Below are 19,158 nucleotides of genomic sequence, written 5' to 3'. Positions count from 1 at the left end.
CACCTTCGAAAGGAATCGCATGTCATCGTCTTCGCTCGTCGCCCGGTACGCCCGTCGGCTCGAACTGGACAACACAGAAGAGGATCTGCGGCGTCGGGCTCGCGGGAGGCCCGCCGAGGTCGTCGACCTCATCGACGAACTGCTGGCCGCCCACGTGCGGGCGATCTGCTTCGAAAACCTCGACGTCATCGCCACACTCGCCGCAGGGGAAGCTCGGAGCATACCCACCGACCTCGACTCTCTGACGGCGAAGCTCCTCGATGCCGGCCGCGGCGGCTACTGCCACGAACACGCGACACTCATCCGCGCCGTGCTCTGTGAACTCGGGCTGAGCGCGTACCCGATCCTCGCTCGCGTCCACCTCGGCGACGGGAGGACCGCACCAGGAGGACAGACGCACCAGGCGACGATCGTCGACCTCGCGGGACGGCGGTTCCTCGTCGACCCCGGATTCGGAGGCGGGACTCCGGAGGCCGCACTCGAACTCGATGCGGAGTCGAGACCGCGCATGACCGAGCACGGAGAGCACAGACTGGTCCCGGCAGACACAGTGCTGGAGCCCGCGATGCGCGCGGAAGCCGAATGGGCTCTGCAGTCTCGGACAAGCTCTGACCAGGAGTTCCGCACCGTCTATGCCTTCGCAGACGTCCCCCGTGAACAGGCCGACCTCGAGGTGTCGAACTGGTTCACCGCGACCAAGCCCGGCACGCGCTTCACCGGTGCGCCTGTAGTGGCAAAGACGCTCGACAACGGCGGCAAGGTCTCGCTCGAGGGCCGCCACCTGCGCAGCCTGCGACCCGGTGACGAACCCGAGCGCCGCGAACGGAAGGTCACCGACGCCGCTGACTTCGCTGACGTGCTGCGTACGGAGTTCGGGGTCGAACTTCGGCGCGAAATCACGGATCTGATCTGGGCTCGGGTCGAGGTCTCCTGACGAGGTCCTGCTGGGCCTGAGCGGTCAGCCTCGGTGCCAGGTTCCTCTTGCAGGAGTCTTGTGTCACTAAATATATTGGTGATATATTTCACGGCACAGCACCCAACGCAGCTGTGCAACGGAGGACATGATGACTGCAGCACCCGCGCCCCAACCGAAATTCGTCGAGAAGCGGTCGATCGACTACATCCCGGCAACCGAGCGGCATGGACGCCCTGTGTCCTTGTTCTTCGTCTGGTTCGCCGCGAACAGTTCGATCACCGCGCTGGTCACAGGCGCTCTGATGACGATTCTCGGCAACTCCGCTCTGTGGTCGATTCCTGCGATCATCCTCGGCAACATCCTCGGCGGCTATATCACTGCGCTGCATTCGGCCCAGGGGCCGCAGCTGGGCGTGCCTCAGATGATCCAGAGCCGGGCCCAATTCGGCTTCTACGGAGCCATCCTCCCCCTGATCCTCGCCCTCTTCATCTATATCGGGTTCTATGCGACCGGACTCGTCCTCGGCGGGCAGGCCCTCGGGCTGCTCTTCCACGTGACTCCGCAGATCGGGGCCATACTCTTCGCCGTCTTCTGTGCGGTCTCTGCGATCGTCGGCTACCGCTGGATCCACCGATTCTCCCATCTGCCCGCATTTCTCAGTGCCGTCGTCTTCGTCTGGCTCATCGTCGTCATGTCGACAGGGGACATGGGAGAGGCGATCGGCGCCAGCAATGGATTCGCGTTGGCTCCGTTCGTCCTCGGAGTCTCGCTCTCGGCTTCCTGGCAGCTGACCTTCGGGCCCTACATCGCCGACTACAGCCGCTACCTGCCGGAGACCACCTCTCAGAACGCGACAGTGGGATGGACGTTCTTCGGCAGCGTCCTCGGCGCCAGCCTCGCGATGACCGTCGGCGCGTTCGCAGCATTCCTCGGCGGCGATGCCTTCAACGGCAGCGAGGTGGGCTTCATCACCGATCTGGCCGGCAGACTCGGCGTCATCGTCCTCCTAGCCGTCATCCTCGGCAAGCTCGCGGGCAACACCCTCAGCGCCTACGGCGGCTTCATGTCGATCACGACCATCGTTTCGGCATTCACCAAGCAGGAGAAGCTGCGGCCGTACACACGTACGCTGTTCATCCTCGGCGTCACCGTGATCGCCCTTGTCATCGCCTTGGCCGCGAGCGAAGACTTCCTCACCGTCTTCCAGAACTTCCTGCTCTTCCTCCTGTACTTCATGACCCCCTGGTCGGCGGTCAACCTCGTCGACTACTACCTCGTGCGGCATAAGAAGTACGACATCGAGGCGCTGTTCGACCCGAACGGGATCTACGGCAAGTTCAACTGGATCGCCTATGTCGCCTACCTTGCCGGTGTCATCGTGCAGATCCCGTTCATGAACAGCGCGGTCTACGTCGGCCCAATCGCCTACCTGCTCAACGGAGCCGAGATCGCTTGGATCCTCGGCGTCGTCGTCTCCGCAGCTCTCTACTTCCTCATGACCGGCAAGCTGCGCCGTCGCCTCAGGTCCGCCGTATAGACCGGCACACGTTCTGTTCCCCCGACCTAACCACGAACAAAGGAAACACCAGATGAAGTACGATCCCTCGTCGAAGAACCGCCCGCTCGCGCATTCGCCATTCAAGGCACTGACGGTGCCGCGGCCGATCGGTTGGCTCTCGAGCGTCAGCACCGATGGAGTGGAGAACATCGCCCCATACAGCCAGTGGCAGAACCTCACCTTCGACCCTCCGATGGTGATGTTCGCGGCCAATCAGTACCCCGACGGTCGTCGCAAGGACACCGTGCTCAACGCCGAGGAGACCGGCTGGTTCGTGTGGAATATGGCCACGTGGGATCTGCGCGAACAGGTCAACATCAGTGCCCAGGTGATGGGTGCTCATGAGTCGGAGTTCGATCAGATGGACGTCACCCGCCGGTCTGCCGACCTGTCCGCGACGCCGATGATTGCCGAGAGCCCGTTCCAGTACGAGTGTAAGTACATCTCCACCCACCGGCTGCCCGGCAACTCCAAGGTGGGAAGCATCGACATCGTCTACGCCTCGGTCGAGCGCATCCACCTCAACGACGACTACGTCACGGAGGACGGGAAGATCGACATCCTCAAGGCCAAGCCGATCGCGCGGATGGGCTACTTCGACTACACCGTCGTCACCGAGACCTTCGAGATGCGCGTGCCGGGTGCCGATGGGGACGCGCAGGCGGGGTTGTCGGGAAACCCGACCTGAGTCAGTTCGCGTTCGCTTCGTGAATGGGGTCCGGAGTCTGCTGTGAATCCCGGCTTCGGTCCTCACTACGTTGAGGGCTGGATCGGTGCGAGGCGTGGGCCCGGATCAATGTTCCGCGGCTGTCAGGGATCGGTCACAGCAGGGCTTTGCCGCGATCAGGAATCGCGGGCAGACCTGGTGGCGAAATCGACGAGGTAGTCGTTGAGTTCGTAAGCGGCGGCTTCGGCTGACTCCGGGTCACGGTCGGCCGCGCCTCGCAGCATCCGCGCGTGGCAGTCGGCGGTGGTGGCGATCTCCGGGGCGGGGTCGACGATGTTCGAGACCCAGTAGCGCCGCGAGAGATTCTGCAACGGCAACATGGATTCGATGAGGTATGGGTTCTTCGTGGCATCGGCGAGCAGCTGGTGGGTCTCGCGGATAGTCTCGGCATAGTTTGCAAGGTCGGCGTCGAGGTGCTGGAGACGTTCGGCCATGGCTCGCATCTGTATCCGCTGTTCCTCGGTGGCGCGCTTCGCCGCCAGGCGGACGGCGACGACATCGAGCTCGCGTCGCACCTCGAGGATCCGCAGCTCGGTTTCGAAGTCGAGGATGGGGATGTAGATGCCCTTGCGCGGACGGATCGTCACCATATGTTCGTGCGAGAGACGCTGCAACGCCTCACGAACCGGGGTGCGCCCCAGGCCGACCTTCTCAATGATCTGGTTCTCCGTGACATAGGACCCGGCCTCGAGTCTGCCGTGGATGATCATGTCCTCGATGGCACCGTAGGCCTGTTCGGAGAGAGTCAATGTAGGGGGAACCGTTCGTCGAAGTCTGAGATCCGTTGGTGCGATTTTACTTCAAGACGGTTGTGAGGCGGGGGCGCTCAGGTTGATTTCGTTTCCTAACCGTCTACGGCGACGGTGATTTCGGTTTCTCTCGACACGTTCGTATTATCGCAATTCTGCGGAAACATGTATTGATAGCAAACCGCGCACAATTGCTGTGTAAAAATGCAGTCTTAAGGCCCGAGATGATGTGTCCGGAACTATTGCGGTTCGATGGCGGCGGTGTGAGTCTGGCAGGAACCTTCTAAGAAAGAGGTCCAATTGGCGCTCAAAGACGCGTTCCAGAGCCCAGCAACGTCGCTGGACGACCAGATGGAAAGTTACGCAACAGAAAGAGTTCCCCGCTCTCAGAGATGGCCCGCTTTCGCCATTCTGCTGATTCTGACCGGAAATGTGACCGCGATGTTCTGGTTTACCCTTGGTGGGCAGATCGGCTTTTTGGTCGGCTGGCCGATGATGCTCGTTCCGATCGGTTATCTTGTCGTCGTGTCAACTGTCCTCGGATCCTTGATCATGCGAATAGCTTCGAAGGAGGGGCTGAGCCTCGTCCTGCTGACCCGCGGGCTCGGCTTTGGAGCCAAGGGTTCAGCGGTGGCGTCATTCATCTACGGAATCAACTACATCTTCTACTTCATCTTCGAAGGAAGCATCGTTTCGCATGCCCTCAGCCAGTACTTCGGCGTTGGACAAGGATCGGTAACCGCCAGCATCATCTTCGCTCTGGTCGGGGCAGCGGCTCTCTTCTTTGCTTGGCGAGGGATGCATTCGATGAACATCCTGCAGAAATTCGGGATGCCGATCTTCTTGGTGCTGTTCATCGTCGGCATCTTCATGCTTTCTCAGGGGCATGGAATCGTTGGGCCAGGACAGTGGGAATCGCTCTCTCCTGACGATCCGACTGTCATGTGGCAGGCCTTCTCTCTCGTGAACGGACAGATCGTGTTCCAAGCACTGCTTGCCACCGACTATGGGAGGTTCTCGCGACCGCAGATCGGCTACCGGGGTACCGCGGGAATCATGTTTGGTGAGATGATCATGATCGCCGTCGTTCTGGTGCTCGGCTCTCTCATCGCCTTCACCATTTATCCGAGCATCACCGAAGGCGATCCTGTGCTCTACTCAACGGATCCCGGCTTCGTCTTCGCCCTCGTCATGGGCTTCCTCGGAGTGGTCTTCGCAATCATCACGCAGATCAGAATCAATGTGATGAACCTGTACTCGGGTTCACTGGCGTTTTCGAACACGTGGGATGCATTTGCGAAGAAGCCGATCCGGCGAAATTGGTGGATGGTCGGGCTTCTGCTGTTGGGCATCATTCTCTATCCGGTGAATGTTCTTCAGTACACCGACACCTTCCTGGCAGTTACAGGGATCATGACGAACACGTGGATCTTCATTCTTCTCGCTGACTATTTCATCTGCCGGAAGTGCTTCAAATTCGCGCCATCGGAGAAGATCGAGTACGACGAGCAAGCGATTCGCGATTGGAACCCATGCGGCATGATCGCGATGGCAGTTGCCGTGGCGATCGGCGGCTGCGGACTCGCCGGCCTCTACCCGGTTTACTACGCGTCGTTCATTGCTATGTTCGTCGGCCCTGTCATTCACATCCTACTGACGCTAATGACCCAGGGGCGGTTCTATTCGCGGAAGGCAACGACTGAAGACAACACGATTCTTGAAGGAGAAGTCAATGACCAGTGATCAACTGCATTACGAATCAATCGAAGAAGTCTCCGGGCGTATTGCCAGACGGGAGCTCAGCTCTGTCGAAGTCATCGAGCACATGCTCAGCCGGATCGGCGAAGTGGATCCAGTTCTCAAGGCATACTCGTCTATTGATGAAGATGCGGCGCTAGCCGAAGCACGGAGCGCTGACGAAGCCTACGCCCAAGGGGTTTGGCGTGGTCCGCTTCACGGTGTTCCGATTGCCATCAAAGACATCTACGGAGACGCTGGTCGCCCGTTTGAAATCGGAATGCCGAGTCGTCGAGGGCTCAACGCATCAGTCACAGCTACAGTGGTCGAACGTCTCCGCGAGGCCGGGGCAGTCATCCTCGGTCGTGTCCACACCACTGAGGGCGTGTACGGGGAACACACGCTTCCATTTGAACCACCTCGGAACCCGTGGGGCCTGGACAGATGGGTCGGTGTGTCGTCGAGTGGCAGCGGATCCTCGACGGCAGGGGGTCTGGCAATAGCCACTTTGGGGTCTGACACCGGAGGGTCAATCCGCATGCCGTCGTCGGCAAACGGAGTGACCGGCCTGAAACCCACGTGGGGGAGATGCAGCCGCTACGGTGTCTTCGAATTGGCTGGCACTCTCGACCACGTCGGCCCGATGGCGCGATCGGCGCGCGATGCCGGGATCATTCTCGGTGCAATTGCCGGATTCGACCCCAACGATCCCACCTCACTGTCGGTTCCGGTCGAGGACTTCGAAACTCGCTCGAGTGGGGACCTGAGCGGTGTGCGCCTCGGGATCGACTACTGGTGGGCGTTGACCGGTGTGTCGGAGACAGTACGCCGAAGTCTGCTGTCCGCTGTGGCGACGTTGGAAGAACTTGGGGCTACGGTCGTGCCCGTGAATTTCCCCGATCCGGAGCTGATCAATGATGACTGGTTCACGGTGTGTGGAGTCCAGACAGCTCGTGCGCACGGTGATTGGTTCGAGGCTCATCGTGGCGAATATGGGGATGCACTCGCAGAAGTGATCGACATCGGAAAGAACGTTTCGGCAGTCGACTATCAGGAGGTGCTCCGGCGGCGCGAAGACTTCAAAGGTACTGTCGCACACGTGCTGTCCGAAGTCGATGCGATGTTGATTCCAGGTTTGCCTTATGAAGCACCGCCTGCTGCCGACATGATGACGATGGGAGCGGACCAGCTGGCCGAAGTGCACCGCTACACTGTGCCGTTCACAATGAGTCAAATGCCTACAATCACATTCCCCACAGGCTTCACGGCGAATGAGGGACTCCCGGTCGCTGGGCAGCTCGTCGGAAGGGCGTTGAGTGAAAGGACGCTGGTGAGGATCGCCGATGCTTTCCAACAGGTCACCGACTTCCATCGAAGGCATCCAGCGCTCTGAGGTCTAGACTGCCCATATGTCCGCGGTGCGACCCGATGGCCTCGTTCGTGCCCCGCATCCGCGTCTGCGACCTTATGTCGGCGATTACGTCGGCTACGACATCGCAGGCGTGCCCGCGGGGACGCATCTCGGCCTGCCATCGGGGATGCTGACATTCATCGTCGCGCTCGACCGCCCGCTTCTCCAGGTCGACGAGGCGACCGACGGTGCCGACGCCTATGATGTGCTGCTCGCCGGGCTCCACCTGCGCAGGACGCTCATCAGGCATGACGGTGCCATGTCGGGAATCCAGATCAACTTCAGTCCGATGGCACCGCGGGCGTTGTTCGGAATCCCCGCCGCAGAGTTCGCTCACCACAGTGTCGACCTTGCTCGGATCTCGCGACCACTGACCGCGGAACTGCATGAGCGGGTGAACCGTGAGACGGAATGGTCCGCTCGCTTCGCCGCCATCGACGACGTGCTCATCCGCACGATCGATGATGCGAATCGTCCCCGCGCCGAGGTGGTCGCCGCCTGGCATCGGATAATCGGCAGCCATGGCGGTGTGCCCGTCTCCCTCGTCGCCGATGACATCGGGTGGAGCCGACGCCATCTGGGCAGCCAGTTCCGGTCCGAATACGGGATCGGTCCGAAGGATGCCGCACGCATCGTGCGCTTCGACCGGGCGCGGCGTCTCATCCCGGAGGGCCGGGCCAGTTTGGCGGAGATCGCCGTGGACTGCGGCTACGCCGATCAAGCGCACCTCAACAGAGACTTCCGGGAATTCGTCGGTCTCAGTCCGAGCCGGTGGTTGGCCGCCGATGACGTGGCCCGAAGGCACACGGCGGGAACAGATTCGGAAGGGCCCGCCTCGGCGAGGGATTGAACTGTTCCCATTCGTCCAAGACCCGGCTGGAAGGGAGCTCCGATGATGGAGGTTCCAGAACACCCACAGAGAAGGAGTCCCCATGTCCGCCGAATCCGCAAACGCTCAGTCATGCAGCGTGTGGCCCACCTTTCGATACCGTGATGCCAAAGCCGCGATCGCATTTCTGCAGGAGGCGCTCGGCTTCGAAGTCATCGCCGAATATACGAATGCTGACAATCCGGACCGCGTCGACCACGCCGAGTTGGCCTGGCCCGAGGGCGGGGGAGTGATGCTCGGGTCCGTCCGCGATGACGGTGGGGTGATGACCAGGACCGGAGTCGCCTCGGGGTCGGTCTATCTGGCCTCCGGAAACGTCCGTGAACTTCATTCGCGTGCGCTCGCCGCCGGTGCCGCCGAGGTCATGGGGCTGACCGAACAGGACTACGGATCGCTCGATTTCAGCATCCAGGACCCCGAAGGTGTGCTGTGGTCGGTGGGCACCTACTGCGGGGCGTCTACGTAGACCGGCCGGAGCAAGTGCATGTCTCCTTTATCGGCGGACCCATATCGGGATCGCGCTGATCACGACTGCCGCACGGAAGGTGATGGCGAGCTTGTCATATCTCGTCGCTGATCCTCGCCATTGCCTGCCGTAGGCAAACGAGCAAGCACCGGCGTCGAATTTCGGCGGTCGTCCACCTCTGCTGTCGCGCTTCTTGCGAGTTGCGATCTGGTCCTTCTTCTCCGCGATCACCGCTCAGATGCCGCGGTACTCGGATATCAGCCAGCACCTGCGGCAGGGGCACTCCGTTATGGCTCTGTCCACCAGTGACTTCCACTGCCAGTGGGCCGACCTCTGCCGTCGACGGCGTGATGGATCGTCATTGTCAGCCCCCAACGTGAGCGTCCGATCAAGGCAGGGGTCCCACATGATGAAGCGGCTGCGAAAGCATTCCCATCATGTTGCAGCTGAGTCGATCAGCCAATGGTGACGCAGTCGTGTGGCTCGTTCGTATCCGGCCAGCAGTCCGGCCAGGATCATTGCGATGTTTGCCCAGGCGGGAAGCCTCACCGGTGAGTTGAACGTTCCGATGTGCTCGGCAACCGGTGGTATCGCGGTGATCGACTCGACACCTTGCAGGATGCTCAAGCTCAGCGCGAAGAGCAGAACCACCAGCGAGACGAGCCCCACACCTCTGCTCAGCGCAGGATGCCGGTCGGCGAACTTCGCGCGACGTCCTTCCTGTGATCGAGGGTCAGGGCGCAGCATGTGCTCAGCGCCGTCGTCGGGGATGTAGTGCATGCGTTTGACGCCGAATCCGCTGGTGGCGACCTGGATGGTCCCGCCGGGCACGGTGAAGATGGTGGGCACATTGGATCGGGCGATCTGCACCCCGTCCCGATACAGCGCGGCGGGAGCTGTGCCCTTACCCGCTTCATGGTCGGACTTGGACTTCGCATCGGTCATGTGGTGAACGTCCACCGCATAGAGGTGCGGTGGGCCGGTCTGGTCGATCAATCGGATGTAGAACAGGCACCTGCTGAGCAGTTGCCACCAACGGAAGGGCTTAAGACGGCTTCCGTCGCCGGGCCTGACTTTGCCCATCTGCCACCGGCGCTTCAAGTTCCTGATCATCGGAGGTCCGCTTTCCGGGGGCGTTCGCGCCACCAGACCACGCCCACGGCGGCCACGTTGACCGCAATGAGGATGAGGTAGGAGGGACAGCCGGCACCGGCGGAGCGCTCGAAGACCGGTGCCTCGCCGGCGGCGAGCGTGGTGTTCAGGACCGAAGTGACGAGGTTGTTGGCCACATGGAAGGCGACAGGCGCCTCGATGCCCCGACTGATCACCGCCATCACCGCGGTGCCGAGGCCCACGACCGTGAAGTAGGCGAATAGCCACGGGTCCGCGGAGCCGTGGAGGAGGGCGAACAGGATGCTCGAGATCACGATGCCGATGGCGATGGCCGGGCGCACCGCCCGAACCCACGAAGCGATCACGGGCATCATGGCGCTGCGGAAGATCAGCTCCTCGCCGGCGGACTGCAACGGCGAAGTGAGCACCGACACAGCCAGCAGCGCCCACGTCGTCCCGCTGAGGCCGAACCCCACCCAGCCGGTTGTCTCGGGCGCTATCATCGCTGTTGCCCCGGCCCCGACTGCGACCAGAACCACGGAGACGGCGCCGTAGACCCAGAGTCGGTGTACGTCGAAGGTCCGCGGGTAGCTGAGCAGGCTACGCCACGGGACCTTCGCCAGACGCGCTGTCACGATGAGCGCGATCAGTGCCGTCACTGCGACGCTGAGGTTGTTCGCGAGTTGGATCGTCGGAGTCATGTCCGGGGTCAGCACCTGGTCTCGGCCGTCGATCAGTGCGGAGGCTGCGTAGAAAGAGACCTGCATCCCGAGGAACAGGACCAACATCCCGGGAACGAGCAGCAACGGCCTCCACCAGGCCATGCTCAGATGAGCGCCGAAAGGGCGGGTGGTGTGCGGTGAGGTCGGCATGGTCATCCTCCTGCGGTCTTGTCGCAGCGATGGCGGTGCGGGCGCTGCACGCGTTCGCGAACTGGCTGAAAGCGCATCTCGGTGTGCCGGCGAGACGATGGCTGCATCACGGTGCCTCCTCACCACTCAACGACTCACCAACACACTGTGTTGGTTGAACACTGCAACACTAACACAGTGTGTTAATACGGTGTGTTGCTAGAGTGGATTGGTAGGAGGTGTGAAGCCGGATGACCGACCAGGAGGAGATCAGCACTCGCGAGCGGATTCTCGCGGCGGCCGCGGCGATCCTCGGCGAGGAGGGCATGGCAGCGAGGCTCAGCGTTCGCAGGGTCGCCGCACGAGCTGGGGTGAGCGCAGGGTCGCTTCGTCACCATTTCCCCACCCAGCAGGCGCTACGGGATGAGCTGATGGGGCGCATCTACGACTGGGTGGTCCCCGCAGAGCGCATCCGTGACACCTCGGTTCCTGCACGGGAGCGGCTGGTCGAGTGTCTGCGCGAGGTGCTTGGGTCGGCCAAAGTCGGTCAGCAGGCACGCGACGCCATGACCACCCTGACCCGGGAGTTCATCGCCGTCGAGCAGACCGCCCCGGTGCGCGAGGCCTATCTGGCGATGGAGCGCGACGGTCAGCGCCGCGTAGAGGACTGGCTGCGCGTGCTCGCCGACGAGGACGCTGTGGCCGCAGACGACATCCCCCGCCGGGCCCGCTTCCTCAACACCGTGCTCGAAGGACTGGCCCTGAAACGGGCGCTGCCGAGCGAGGACACGATCGCCCAAGCGGAGACGGAGACCTTGTACGCCGCGGTCGACGCGGTCCTCTGGCCGGAGCCCCTCACTCCACCTGCGCGTCGACGCCTTCTGCCCACCGGTACGGTCGGGTGGCCAGCAGCGCCCCGACCGAGCGGCGAAGCCGAGACACCTCAGCGCGGACGGTGACCACATGGTCGCCGTCGCCGTAGAGGCGCTGGCTGAGGTCGGCAGCGCTGATCCCAGCAGCACCCGCCGAGGTGACCGCCGCCAGGATCTGCGCCCGCCGTGGCGTGAGCGGGACGACGAGCGGTTCGGCGCCGGAGTGGATGTCGAGTACGGGCGGATCCGCCGAGGTGCGCAGAACGACGGAGGCCAGCCGGTCACCGTACGGGCGCAGCAGCCAGCCGCCGGTGATCTTCTCCGGCAGACACAGACCGGCGCCGGGGATGAGGATCGAACGGTCGGCGGCGGGCACTTCGATGCGGTCCCGGCTGCGCACTCCCTGCTGGTACGCCACCCACCCGGCGTCGTCGACGACGAGCGCTGGACCGGAAGAGCCGGCGAGCATCGCCGACATCCGGTCGCGCAGAGTGTTCAGCGCCTCCTGCTGAGCGATCATCAGCCGGGCCTCGGCCAGGCGCACCGCCGTCGTCACCAAAGACTGCACCGCAGGGTGAAGAGTCAGAGCCGGGCCGCTGATATCGACGACGCCGAGCAGGGTCCCGTCATGCGGATCGTGCACGGGCACGGCACTGCAATACCAAGGATGCTGTGACGCTTCGAAGTGCTCGGCGGAGAACAGCTGGACGGGCGCTTCCTCGGTCAGTGCAGTTCCGATGGCGTTCGTGCCGACCGTGGCTTCGGACCAATGCGCTCCTTCGACGAATCCGAGCCCATCGGCTTGGCGCCTGGCAGAAGCCGCACCGTCTCGCCACAGTATGACCCCATCGGCATCGGTGACGACGAGGATGAAGGGTGCTGCGTCGGGGGCGCGCAGCAGAACGGATCGCATCTCCTCGACGACCAGACGCAGCCGTGACTTCCGTCGCCGGGTCTCCAGCTCGGCCCCGTCGGCGACGATTCGCGCGTTCGCACCGTCGGGGTCCAGGCCCCAGCGCAGCATCCGATCCCACGAGCGCCTGACCAGCGCGCGCGGTTGCACCGGCGGCGAAGCCCCGGTGATCACGGCATCGTGAATGCGTGTCAGATCTCTGGCGAGGTGCGCCAGATCCGGCTGAAGCATGCCTTGAGTATAAGGCGGGAAGGACCCTCTGACCATGGGGTCGAGGCGTCCGTGAGAATCCCACCTCGGTGCGCGGCCATGCAATCCGATGCAACTCTTTGCGGACCGCGCCCGGCGGCATAGCGTGGGTGCACACAGCTCAACGAGGAGGAGTGAAATGACAACGACGCTTGATCGTCCCCAGCTGACTGCCGATGACATCGCAATGAGGTGGCTGCAGGACTTCGAATCGGCGCTGAGCCGCCGGGATATTCCGGCCGCAGCCGGACTGTTCGCCACGGACAGCTACTGGAGGGACCTCGTGTCCTTCACTTGGAATCTCAAAACGGTGGAGAACCCCGAAGGGGTCACGGACCTGCTCACGCACAATCTGGACCGGGTCTTACCAGAGGAGTTCGAGCTCAGTGAGCCCGCGGCGACTGCCGACGGGGTGACCGAAGCGTGGTTCACCTTCACGACCTCGGTGGGGCGCGGTAAGGGGCTCGTCCGCCTCATCGACGAAGACGGCACCAAGGCCTGGACCGTGCTCACTTCGCTGCAGGAGATCACCGGGCATGAGGAGCCGCGCGGCACCCGACGCGTCAAAGGTGCCGAACACGGCGTCGACCCCGAGCGGAAGAGCTGGTCGGAGAAGCTCGCCGAGGAGGATGCCGCCTGGGGCAAGACCGCCGATCCCTACATCCTCGTCGTCGGCGGCGGGCAGGGCGGGATCGCCCTCGGCGCTCGCCTCCGCCAACTCGGGGTGCCCTCCCTGGTCATCGACCGGTGGGAGAAGCCGGGCGATCAGTGGCGGTCACGGTACAAGTCGCTGTGCCTGCACGATCCGGTCTGGTACGACCACCTGCCGTATCTGAAGTTCCCCGACAATTGGCCGGTGTTCGCACCGAAGGACAAGATCGCGGACTGGTTGGAGTTCTACACGAAGGTGATGGAGATTCCGTACTGGTCATCGACTGCAGCCACCTCGGCGAAATATGACGAAGCGGCGGGCCAGTGGACGGTCGAGGTCGAACGGGACGGGGAGAAGGTCACACTGCGCCCGACCCATCTGGTGATGGCCACGGGAATGTCGGGCAAACCGAGCATCCCCACCTTCCCGGGCTCGGACATCTTCAAGGGCGAACAGCAGCATTCCTCACAGCATCCGGGCCCCGACGCCTATGCGGGTAAGAAGGTGGTTGTGATCGGCAGCAACAACTCGGCCTTCGACATCTGCGGAGCCCTGTATGAGAACGGCGCGGACGTCACAATGGTGCAGCGCTCGAGCACGCATATCGTCAAGAGCGATTCGCTCGTGGAGATCGCGATGGGGGACCTGTACTCCGAACGCGCTCTGGACAGCGGAGTGACGACAGAGAAGGCGGATCTCATCTTCGCGTCGCTGCCGTACCGGATCATGCACGAGTTCCAGATCCCGCTCTATGACCAGATCAAGGAAGCGGACAAGGACTTCTATCAGCGGATGGAGGACGCCGGATTCGACCTCGACTTCGGAGACGACGAGTCCGGCCTGTTCCTCAAATACCTGCGTCGGGGATCGGGATACTACATCGACGTCGGATCCGCCGAACTCGTCGCCGACGGCAAAGTGAAGCTGGCCAAGGGGCAGGTCGACCACCTCACCGAGCATGCCGTCGTCCTTGATGACGGCACCGAACTGCCGGCCGACCTCGTCGTCTACGCCACCGGCTACGGGTCGATGAACGGCTGGGTCGCCGACCTCGTCGATCAGGAGACCGCGGACAGGGTCGGCAAGTGCTGGGGCCTGGGATCGGAGACGACGAAGGACCCGGGCCCGTGGGAGGGCGAGCAGCGGAACATGTGGAAGCCGACCCAGCAGGAGAACCTCTGGTTCATGGGCGGCAACCTTCACCAGGCACGCCACTACTCGCTGTACCTGGCTCTCCAGCTCAAGGCCCGTCATGAGGGAATCGACACCCCGGTGTATGGGCTGCAGGAGGTCCACCACCTGAGCTGAATCGCGGCCGGAAACCCGCTCTAGGGTGGTCGAAATGCTCACGTTGCGTTGCGGCGAACGTGACCATTTCGACCACCCAGTGCGTCTGCCGGTGGAGCTGCGCGGAGGAAGGCCCTCTAGAGCCCGAGGCGCGCGAGTATCCGCTTGACGTGGTCGAGGGCTTCGTCCTGCGAGAGCCCGAAGTTCTGGTTGAAGTACATGCCGTCGCCGATGAGCTGGATCGTCATCGCCAGATCCGCATCGCCGAGGTGGCCCTTGAGCAGGTTGAACCAGGTTTCCCGGGTCTTGCGCAGAGCCGCCTTGGCCTCCTCGTTCTCGAGTGCGAGGCATCCGGCCGCGATGAGGCTGCGATCCAGGGGCGTGCCGACCTCGGCCGAGGTCTCGAGGTAGTAGTAGTGCAGGCGCTCTCCGGCGGCCTTCATCTCTTCGATGTCTTCTGCCACCAATAGGTCGAGTCGGTCCAGACTGCCCTTGATGAGCTCTGCCTTCGACCCGAAGTGGTAGAGCAGACCGCCTTTGGAGACCCCCGCTTTCGCAGCCACTGCGTCCAGAGTCGCTCCCGCTGTGCCGTGCTCGTCGAGGAGAGCATCGAATGCGTCGAGCAGCTTCTCCTTGGTTGCGGTCGGATTGCGTGCCATGACGTCGAGCCTAGTCCATCCGCTCGCGCAGAGGTCTGGCCGGCGGCGCAGCCTGCGCAATCGCTGAGCATTTGGGCCGAGGCCGCGGTCTGACTTTTCGCTGTACCGTCTAGACGGTACAGTTGGGGGCATGACGACGACACTGACTCCTCAGCTGCGGGCCGGACGGCGCGAATGGGCCGGACTGGCGGTGCTCATGGTCCCCGTGCTGCTGATCTCGATCGACAACACGGTCCTCGGCTTCGCGATCCCGGCCATCAGCACCGGCCTGCACCCGACGGGCACGCAGCTGCTGTGGATCGTCGACATCTACGCGCTCATGCTCGCCGGTCTGCTGGTGGCCATGGGCAGCCTCGGTGATCGGGTCGGACGTCGCAAACTGCTCATCATCGGGTCCGCTGGATTCGGTGCGGCCTCGCTGCTGGCAGCCTTCTCCACCACGGCCGAGATGCTCATCTTCGCCCGTGCCCTGCTTGGCATCTTCGGGGCCACCCTCATGCCCTCGACGCTGTCGCTCATCCGCAACATCTTCGACCATGACAAGGATCGCCGCATCGCGATCGCCACCTGGGCCGCGATGTTCTCCGGCGGTGCGGCGCTGGGCCCGATCCTCGGCGGCTTTCTGCTCGAACACTTCCACTGGAGTTCGGTCTTCTTCATCAACCTGCCGCTCATCGCGCTCTTCATCCCTGCGGCCGCACTTCTGCTGCCCGAATCGCGCGACCCGAACCCCGGCCGTTTCGACCCGCTCTCCATCATCCTGTCGATGCTGGCCCTGGCACCACTCGTCTTCGCCATCAAGCACAGTCTGGCATCGGGTGCGGACTTCCTCTTCTGGCTCAGTCTGTCCGTGGCGATCGTCGCGGGAACAAGCTTCGTCCTCCGCCAGCTCGCCACATCGAACCCGATGCTTGACGTCCGCCTGTTCGCGAACTCCGTGTTCACCTCGGCGGTGGTATCGAACCTGCTGAGCATCATGGGACTGGCCGGATTCCTCTATTTCGGCACCCAACTGCTCCAGCTCGTGCTCGGACTCTCTCCGATCGACGCCGCCCTCGTGCTCATCCCGGGCCTGATCACCTCGGTCGCGGCCGGCTACCTCGCGGTTCCGCTCATCTCCCGCTTCGAACCGCGCGTCGTCGTTCCCTGCGCGCTCGGGCTCAATGCGATCGGCATGGGCATCATCGCCTTCACACCCGAACACTCCGTGGCGGGGATGCTGCTGGCTTTCCTCATCCTCGGCATCGGACTCGGCGCGGCCGAAGTCATCACGAACGACCTCATCCTCGCCGCAGTCCCCGCTCACAAGGCCGGAGCCGCCTCGGCGATCTCGGAAACCGCCTACGAATTCGGATCCGTCATGGGCACGACCGTCCTCGGCGGGCTCTCGACCTTCATGTACGGATCCGCGCTGCAGTCCGCGATCGGGGACAGAGCGGACAAAGCCCAGTTCGATACGCTCGGCTCTGCCCTCGAATACGCGTCCGGGATGAGCGCATCGGCTGGTGAGCGGATCACCGAGGCGGCTGTGACAGCCTTCGACTTCGGCGTGCAGTGGGCAGCCGGGGCTGCCGTCGTCCTCGTTCTCATCGCCGCCGTGCTCACGAGCTTCGGGCTCAAGGGCGCCGGGCGGCTCATGACCGGCGCGAATACCGAGGCGACCGAAGGCGATGCCCTACACTCGCAGGCATGAGCCGAGAGATCCGATCCCCGTACGAGCGGGCGCTCGGGTCCCGTCTCGATGAGCTGCACCCTGTGCTCCGCCGCTACTTCGCGGCGATCCCTGCCGGATGGGTCGGCATCGGCGAGGGAGTCTTCGACCGTTTCGGCACCGAACAGCGGTGGCTGCTGCCGATCCTTGCCCTTGCCCGACGGTGCCGGGTGATCGTGCCCGGCATGCACCGCGAGGTGCCGTTCCGTGTCGAAAACCGGACGGAAGACGGCAAGCAGACCGCGACGCGGACGCTGTTTTTCGACAAGGGTGCCTGGTCGATGGTGGATGCGGTCTCCTTCGTCCCCGGTCGACGCCCAGCAGGGTCAGGCGGCAACAGAGCGCGCAGGTCTCGGGGCGGCAATAGTGCTTGCGGGTCTCGGGGCGGCGTCATCGACGTGCTCGGGAGCCCGTCCATCGTCGACGCCGAATTCGACGTCGATGTGGTCGACGAGGGACTGCGACTGCGCAGCCGCCGGGTCGCACTTCGGCTCGGACGGCTGCGGGTGCCCGTACCGAAAGCGATCTGCCCGGTCGTCGCCTTGAACGAGACCTTCGATGACAGTTCTGACCGGCAGAGAGTGGCCCTTGTCGTCGATACGCCGATCATCGGACGCGTCTACGAATACACCGGGACGTTCACTTACCGCATCGAAGAGCGCAGCGGCCGATGCGCAGAGCCGAGGTTCGGCTGAGCGGCCGCAAGAAGTGTCCCGATGTGGTGTCCGGTTGCCGGGCGAACGCACCACATGCCCCCGATCAAGGCCAAGCGCGGATATCGAAACGTACACGACTCGATATCCGCGCTTGGCCTTGATCGACGGCCGAGCACCGCGCTTCGGCTTGAACGAGGGCCGGAAGGTCAGCGCGTCGGAGCGAGCCTCTCCTGCGCCGCGGCCTTCTGCCGCCGGCGCGCCAGCACGCGACCGACGCCGGTGTAGATGAGCGCCGCAATGAGGACGATGTAGATGACGACCGTGATCGGGGAGGACACGAGCGTCGACGCCTGACCACCGGAGGCCAGCAGGGCATCGCGCAGGCTCGACTCGGCGAGCGGTCCGAGCACCATGCCGATCATCAGCGGAGCCAGCGGTACGCCGTAGCGCTTGAGCACGAAGCTGATGACGCCGATGGCCAACAGGATGAGGAGCTCGAACGTCGACGCCGAGGTGGCGTAGATGCCCAGACCGCAGAAGACCGCGATGCCGCCGTAGAGGTACGGATCCGGGATCTTCAGCAGCTTCGCCCACAGGGGAGCGAAGGGCAGGTTGATGATGAGCAGCACGATCATCGCAATGAAGAAGCTCGCCAGCAGACCCCAGACGAGCTCGGGGGAGCGGTCGAAGAGCAGCGGTCCGGGCTGGATGCCGTACTGACGGAACGCCGCGAGCATGATCGCCGCTGTCGCCGAGATCGGCAGCCCCAGAGCCAGCAGCGCACCCATCGCAATGCCCGTCGTGGCCGAACCGGCCGCCTCGGGGCCGGCCAGACCGCGGATCGCACCCTTGCCGAACTGCGGATCCTTCCGCCGGGAGTCGAGCTTGCGCTCAAGGCCGTAGGCCATGAACGTCGGCACGTCGGCACCGCCGACAGGGATGACACCGAAGGGCAGGCCGATCGCGGTGCCGCGCAGCCATGCCGGCAGCGCCTCGCCGACTTCCTTGCGGGAGAGGAACGGGCGCCCCGACGAGCTGATCGTGTTGTCCTTGGCCTCGCGGCGGATGCGGGAGGCGATGAAGAACACCTCGCCGAGGGCGAGCACACCCACAGTCACCGTGACCAGTGAGACTCCGTCGAAGAGCTCGGGGACGCCGAAGGTGAAGCGCTCCGTGCCCGAGACCGAGTCGATGCCGATGACGGTGAAGCCGATGCCCAGCACCAGCGCCAAGAGGCCTTTGAGCACGGAATCGGCGACCACCGAGGAGGTGGCGACGAAGGCGAAGAGCGCGAGGGCGAAGAACTCAGCCGGGCCGAAGCTCGTCGACAGATCCGCCAGCGCCGGGGCGACGAAGACGACGAGGAAGCAGGAGATGAACCCACCGATGAACGCACCGATCGCGGCCGTGGCCAGAGCCTGCGGGGCCTTGCCCGCCTTCGCCATCTTGTGGCCTTCGAAGGTCGAGGCGATCGCCGAGGCCTGACCGGGAGTGTTCATGAGGATGGCCATCGTCGAGTCACCGAAGAGCCCACCGAAGTAGACGCCGGCGAACATGATGAACGCACCCGTGGGGTCCAGCGCGAAGGTCATCGGCAGCAGCAGCGCCACGGCCATCGACGACCCGAGACCCGGCAGCACACCGACAGCGGTGCCGAGGAAGCAGCCGACGAGGACCCACAGCAGGTTCATCGGCGTCAGCGCGTGTGAGAAGCCCTCGAAGAGGGACATGAGAGCGTCCAT

The 19,158-nt window shown here is 63.6% G+C and carries 17 protein-coding genes; 11 read left to right on the top strand and 6 right to left on the bottom strand.

Annotated elements, in window-relative coordinates; all coding sequences use genetic code 11:
• Nucleotides 1-19 precede the first annotated feature (19 nt).
• The 3 genes from EB835_RS10330 to EB835_RS10320 all read left to right on the top strand — a co-directional run bounded on the left by EB835_RS10330 (nucleotide 20) and on the right by EB835_RS10320 (nucleotide 3,162).
• The gene (locus tag EB835_RS10330) at nucleotides 20-934 is read left to right on the top strand and encodes an arylamine N-acetyltransferase family protein (RefSeq protein ID WP_135809388.1); all 915 of its coding nucleotides are present in this window, start codon (nucleotides 20-22) and stop codon (nucleotides 932-934) included.
• Nucleotides 935-1,064: 130 nt separating this feature from the next.
• Entirely contained in the window at nucleotides 1,065-2,453 is a 1,389-nt protein-coding gene (locus EB835_RS10325) for a purine-cytosine permease family protein (protein ID WP_135809387.1), read from the top strand.
• Nucleotides 2,454-2,505: 52 nt separating this feature from the next.
• Complete coding sequence (locus EB835_RS10320; protein WP_135809386.1) at nucleotides 2,506-3,162, top strand: flavin reductase family protein; 657 nt, start codon at nucleotides 2,506-2,508, stop codon at nucleotides 3,160-3,162.
• Between the two features lie 155 nt (nucleotides 3,163-3,317).
• Here EB835_RS10320 and EB835_RS10315 read toward each other — a convergent pair whose 3' ends face one another.
• On the bottom strand, nucleotides 3,318-3,950 hold the full coding sequence (locus tag EB835_RS10315; protein WP_135809385.1) for a GntR family transcriptional regulator: 633 nt from the start codon (nucleotides 3,948-3,950) through the stop codon (nucleotides 3,318-3,320).
• A gap of 300 nt (nucleotides 3,951-4,250) precedes the next feature.
• Here EB835_RS10315 and EB835_RS10310 point away from each other — a divergent pair, with 300 nt between their 5' ends.
• The 4 genes from EB835_RS10310 to EB835_RS10295 all read left to right on the top strand — a co-directional run bounded on the left by EB835_RS10310 (nucleotide 4,251) and on the right by EB835_RS10295 (nucleotide 8,453).
• Nucleotides 4,251-5,693, top strand: a complete 1,443-nt coding sequence (locus tag EB835_RS10310; RefSeq protein WP_135809384.1) for a purine-cytosine permease family protein — start codon at nucleotides 4,251-4,253, stop codon at nucleotides 5,691-5,693.
• Nucleotides 5,683-7,080 carry an amidase gene (locus tag EB835_RS10305; protein WP_135809383.1) on the top strand — a complete coding sequence of 466 codons (1,398 nt, stop codon included), beginning with the start codon at nucleotides 5,683-5,685 and terminating at the stop codon, nucleotides 7,078-7,080. The genes EB835_RS10310 and EB835_RS10305 overlap by 11 nt, the downstream gene beginning before the upstream one ends.
• A 16-nt stretch (nucleotides 7,081-7,096) precedes the next feature.
• Entirely contained in the window at nucleotides 7,097-7,948 is an 852-nt protein-coding gene (locus EB835_RS10300; RefSeq protein WP_135809382.1) for a helix-turn-helix transcriptional regulator, read from the top strand.
• 82 nt (nucleotides 7,949-8,030) lie between these two features.
• Entirely contained in the window at nucleotides 8,031-8,453 is a 423-nt protein-coding gene (locus tag EB835_RS10295; RefSeq protein WP_135809381.1) for a VOC family protein, read from the top strand.
• Nucleotides 8,454-8,888: 435 nt separating this feature from the next.
• On the opposite strand, the gene EB835_RS10290 is transcribed toward EB835_RS10295, so the two are convergent.
• Nucleotides 8,889-9,566, bottom strand: coding sequence for a hypothetical protein (locus EB835_RS10290; RefSeq protein ID WP_135809380.1), 678 nt, complete (start codon nucleotides 9,564-9,566; stop codon nucleotides 8,889-8,891).
• Nucleotides 9,563-10,438 (bottom strand): CPBP family intramembrane glutamic endopeptidase, encoded by an 876-nt coding sequence (locus tag EB835_RS10285; RefSeq protein ID WP_240688668.1) that lies wholly within the window; start codon nucleotides 10,436-10,438, stop codon nucleotides 9,563-9,565. Before EB835_RS10285 ends, EB835_RS10290 begins: the two co-directional genes overlap by 4 nt.
• A 230-nt stretch (nucleotides 10,439-10,668) precedes the next feature.
• Here EB835_RS10285 and EB835_RS10280 point away from each other — a divergent pair, with 230 nt between their 5' ends.
• Nucleotides 10,669-11,376, top strand: coding sequence for a TetR family transcriptional regulator (locus EB835_RS10280; RefSeq protein WP_135809378.1), 708 nt, complete (start codon nucleotides 10,669-10,671; stop codon nucleotides 11,374-11,376).
• Here the strand turns inward: EB835_RS10280 and EB835_RS10275 are convergent.
• Nucleotides 11,273-12,433, bottom strand: coding sequence for a GAF domain-containing protein (locus tag EB835_RS10275; protein ID WP_135809377.1), 1,161 nt, complete (start codon nucleotides 12,431-12,433; stop codon nucleotides 11,273-11,275). The two genes, EB835_RS10280 and EB835_RS10275, sit on opposite strands and share 104 nt — an antisense overlap.
• Before the next feature lie 157 nt (nucleotides 12,434-12,590).
• On the opposite strand from EB835_RS10275, the gene EB835_RS10270 reads away from it, so the two are divergent.
• Complete coding sequence (locus EB835_RS10270) at nucleotides 12,591-14,411, top strand: flavin-containing monooxygenase (protein ID WP_135809376.1); 1,821 nt, start codon at nucleotides 12,591-12,593, stop codon at nucleotides 14,409-14,411.
• Between the two features lie 116 nt (nucleotides 14,412-14,527).
• On the opposite strand, the gene EB835_RS10265 is transcribed toward EB835_RS10270, so the two are convergent.
• Entirely contained in the window at nucleotides 14,528-15,049 is a 522-nt protein-coding gene (locus EB835_RS10265; protein WP_135809375.1) for a TetR/AcrR family transcriptional regulator, read from the bottom strand.
• 130 nt (nucleotides 15,050-15,179) lie between these two features.
• Here EB835_RS10265 and EB835_RS10260 point away from each other — a divergent pair, with 130 nt between their 5' ends.
• Both EB835_RS10260 and EB835_RS10255 read left to right on the top strand, forming a co-directional pair.
• Complete coding sequence (locus EB835_RS10260; protein WP_135809374.1) at nucleotides 15,180-16,742, top strand: MFS transporter; 1,563 nt, start codon at nucleotides 15,180-15,182, stop codon at nucleotides 16,740-16,742.
• Nucleotides 16,739-17,455 carry a DUF4166 domain-containing protein gene (locus EB835_RS10255; RefSeq protein WP_135809373.1) on the top strand — a complete coding sequence of 239 codons (717 nt, stop codon included), beginning with the start codon at nucleotides 16,739-16,741 and terminating at the stop codon, nucleotides 17,453-17,455. The genes EB835_RS10260 and EB835_RS10255 overlap by 4 nt, the downstream gene beginning before the upstream one ends.
• A 167-nt stretch (nucleotides 17,456-17,622) precedes the next feature.
• On the opposite strand, the gene EB835_RS10250 is transcribed toward EB835_RS10255, so the two are convergent.
• Nucleotides 17,623-19,158, bottom strand: a complete 1,536-nt coding sequence (locus EB835_RS10250; RefSeq protein WP_135809372.1) for a tripartite tricarboxylate transporter permease — start codon at nucleotides 19,156-19,158, stop codon at nucleotides 17,623-17,625.

The organism is Brevibacterium sp. S22, from assembly GCF_004745485.1.
In the GTDB taxonomy this organism is placed as follows: domain Bacteria; phylum Actinomycetota; class Actinomycetes; order Actinomycetales; family Brevibacteriaceae; genus Brevibacterium.
Note: the sequence above shows the minus strand (reverse complement) of the source record. Positions and strands in the feature narration are given on the sequence as shown.

Excerpts from the sequence above, each read along its gene's own strand:
- EB835_RS10285 (WP_240688668.1), bottom strand. The coding sequence starts at position 10,438 with ATGCCGACCTCACCGCACACCACCCGCCCTTTCGGCGCTCATCTGAGC.
- EB835_RS10265 (WP_135809375.1), bottom strand. The coding sequence starts at position 15,049 with ATGGCACGCAATCCGACCGCAACCAAGGAGAAGCTGCTCGACGCATTC.
- EB835_RS10275 (WP_135809377.1), bottom strand. The coding sequence starts at position 12,433 with ATGCTTCAGCCGGATCTGGCGCACCTCGCCAGAGATCTGACACGCATT.
- EB835_RS10280 (WP_135809378.1), top strand. The coding sequence starts at position 10,669 with ATGACCGACCAGGAGGAGATCAGCACTCGCGAGCGGATTCTCGCGGCG.
- EB835_RS10305 (WP_135809383.1), top strand. The coding sequence starts at position 5,683 with ATGACCAGTGATCAACTGCATTACGAATCAATCGAAGAAGTCTCCGGG.
- EB835_RS10330 (WP_135809388.1), top strand. The coding sequence starts at position 20 with ATGTCATCGTCTTCGCTCGTCGCCCGGTACGCCCGTCGGCTCGAACTG.
- EB835_RS10290 (WP_135809380.1), bottom strand. The coding sequence starts at position 9,566 with ATGATCAGGAACTTGAAGCGCCGGTGGCAGATGGGCAAAGTCAGGCCC.
- EB835_RS10255 (WP_135809373.1), top strand. The coding sequence starts at position 16,739 with ATGAGCCGAGAGATCCGATCCCCGTACGAGCGGGCGCTCGGGTCCCGT.
- EB835_RS10260 (WP_135809374.1), top strand. The coding sequence starts at position 15,180 with ATGACGACGACACTGACTCCTCAGCTGCGGGCCGGACGGCGCGAATGG.
- EB835_RS10325 (WP_135809387.1), top strand. The coding sequence starts at position 1,065 with ATGACTGCAGCACCCGCGCCCCAACCGAAATTCGTCGAGAAGCGGTCG.
- EB835_RS10300 (WP_135809382.1), top strand. The coding sequence starts at position 7,097 with ATGTCCGCGGTGCGACCCGATGGCCTCGTTCGTGCCCCGCATCCGCGT.
- EB835_RS10270 (WP_135809376.1), top strand. The coding sequence starts at position 12,591 with ATGACAACGACGCTTGATCGTCCCCAGCTGACTGCCGATGACATCGCA.
- EB835_RS10295 (WP_135809381.1), top strand. The coding sequence starts at position 8,031 with ATGTCCGCCGAATCCGCAAACGCTCAGTCATGCAGCGTGTGGCCCACC.
- EB835_RS10250 (WP_135809372.1), bottom strand. The coding sequence starts at position 19,158 with ATGGACGCTCTCATGTCCCTCTTCGAGGGCTTCTCACACGCGCTGACG.
- EB835_RS10320 (WP_135809386.1), top strand. The coding sequence starts at position 2,506 with ATGAAGTACGATCCCTCGTCGAAGAACCGCCCGCTCGCGCATTCGCCA.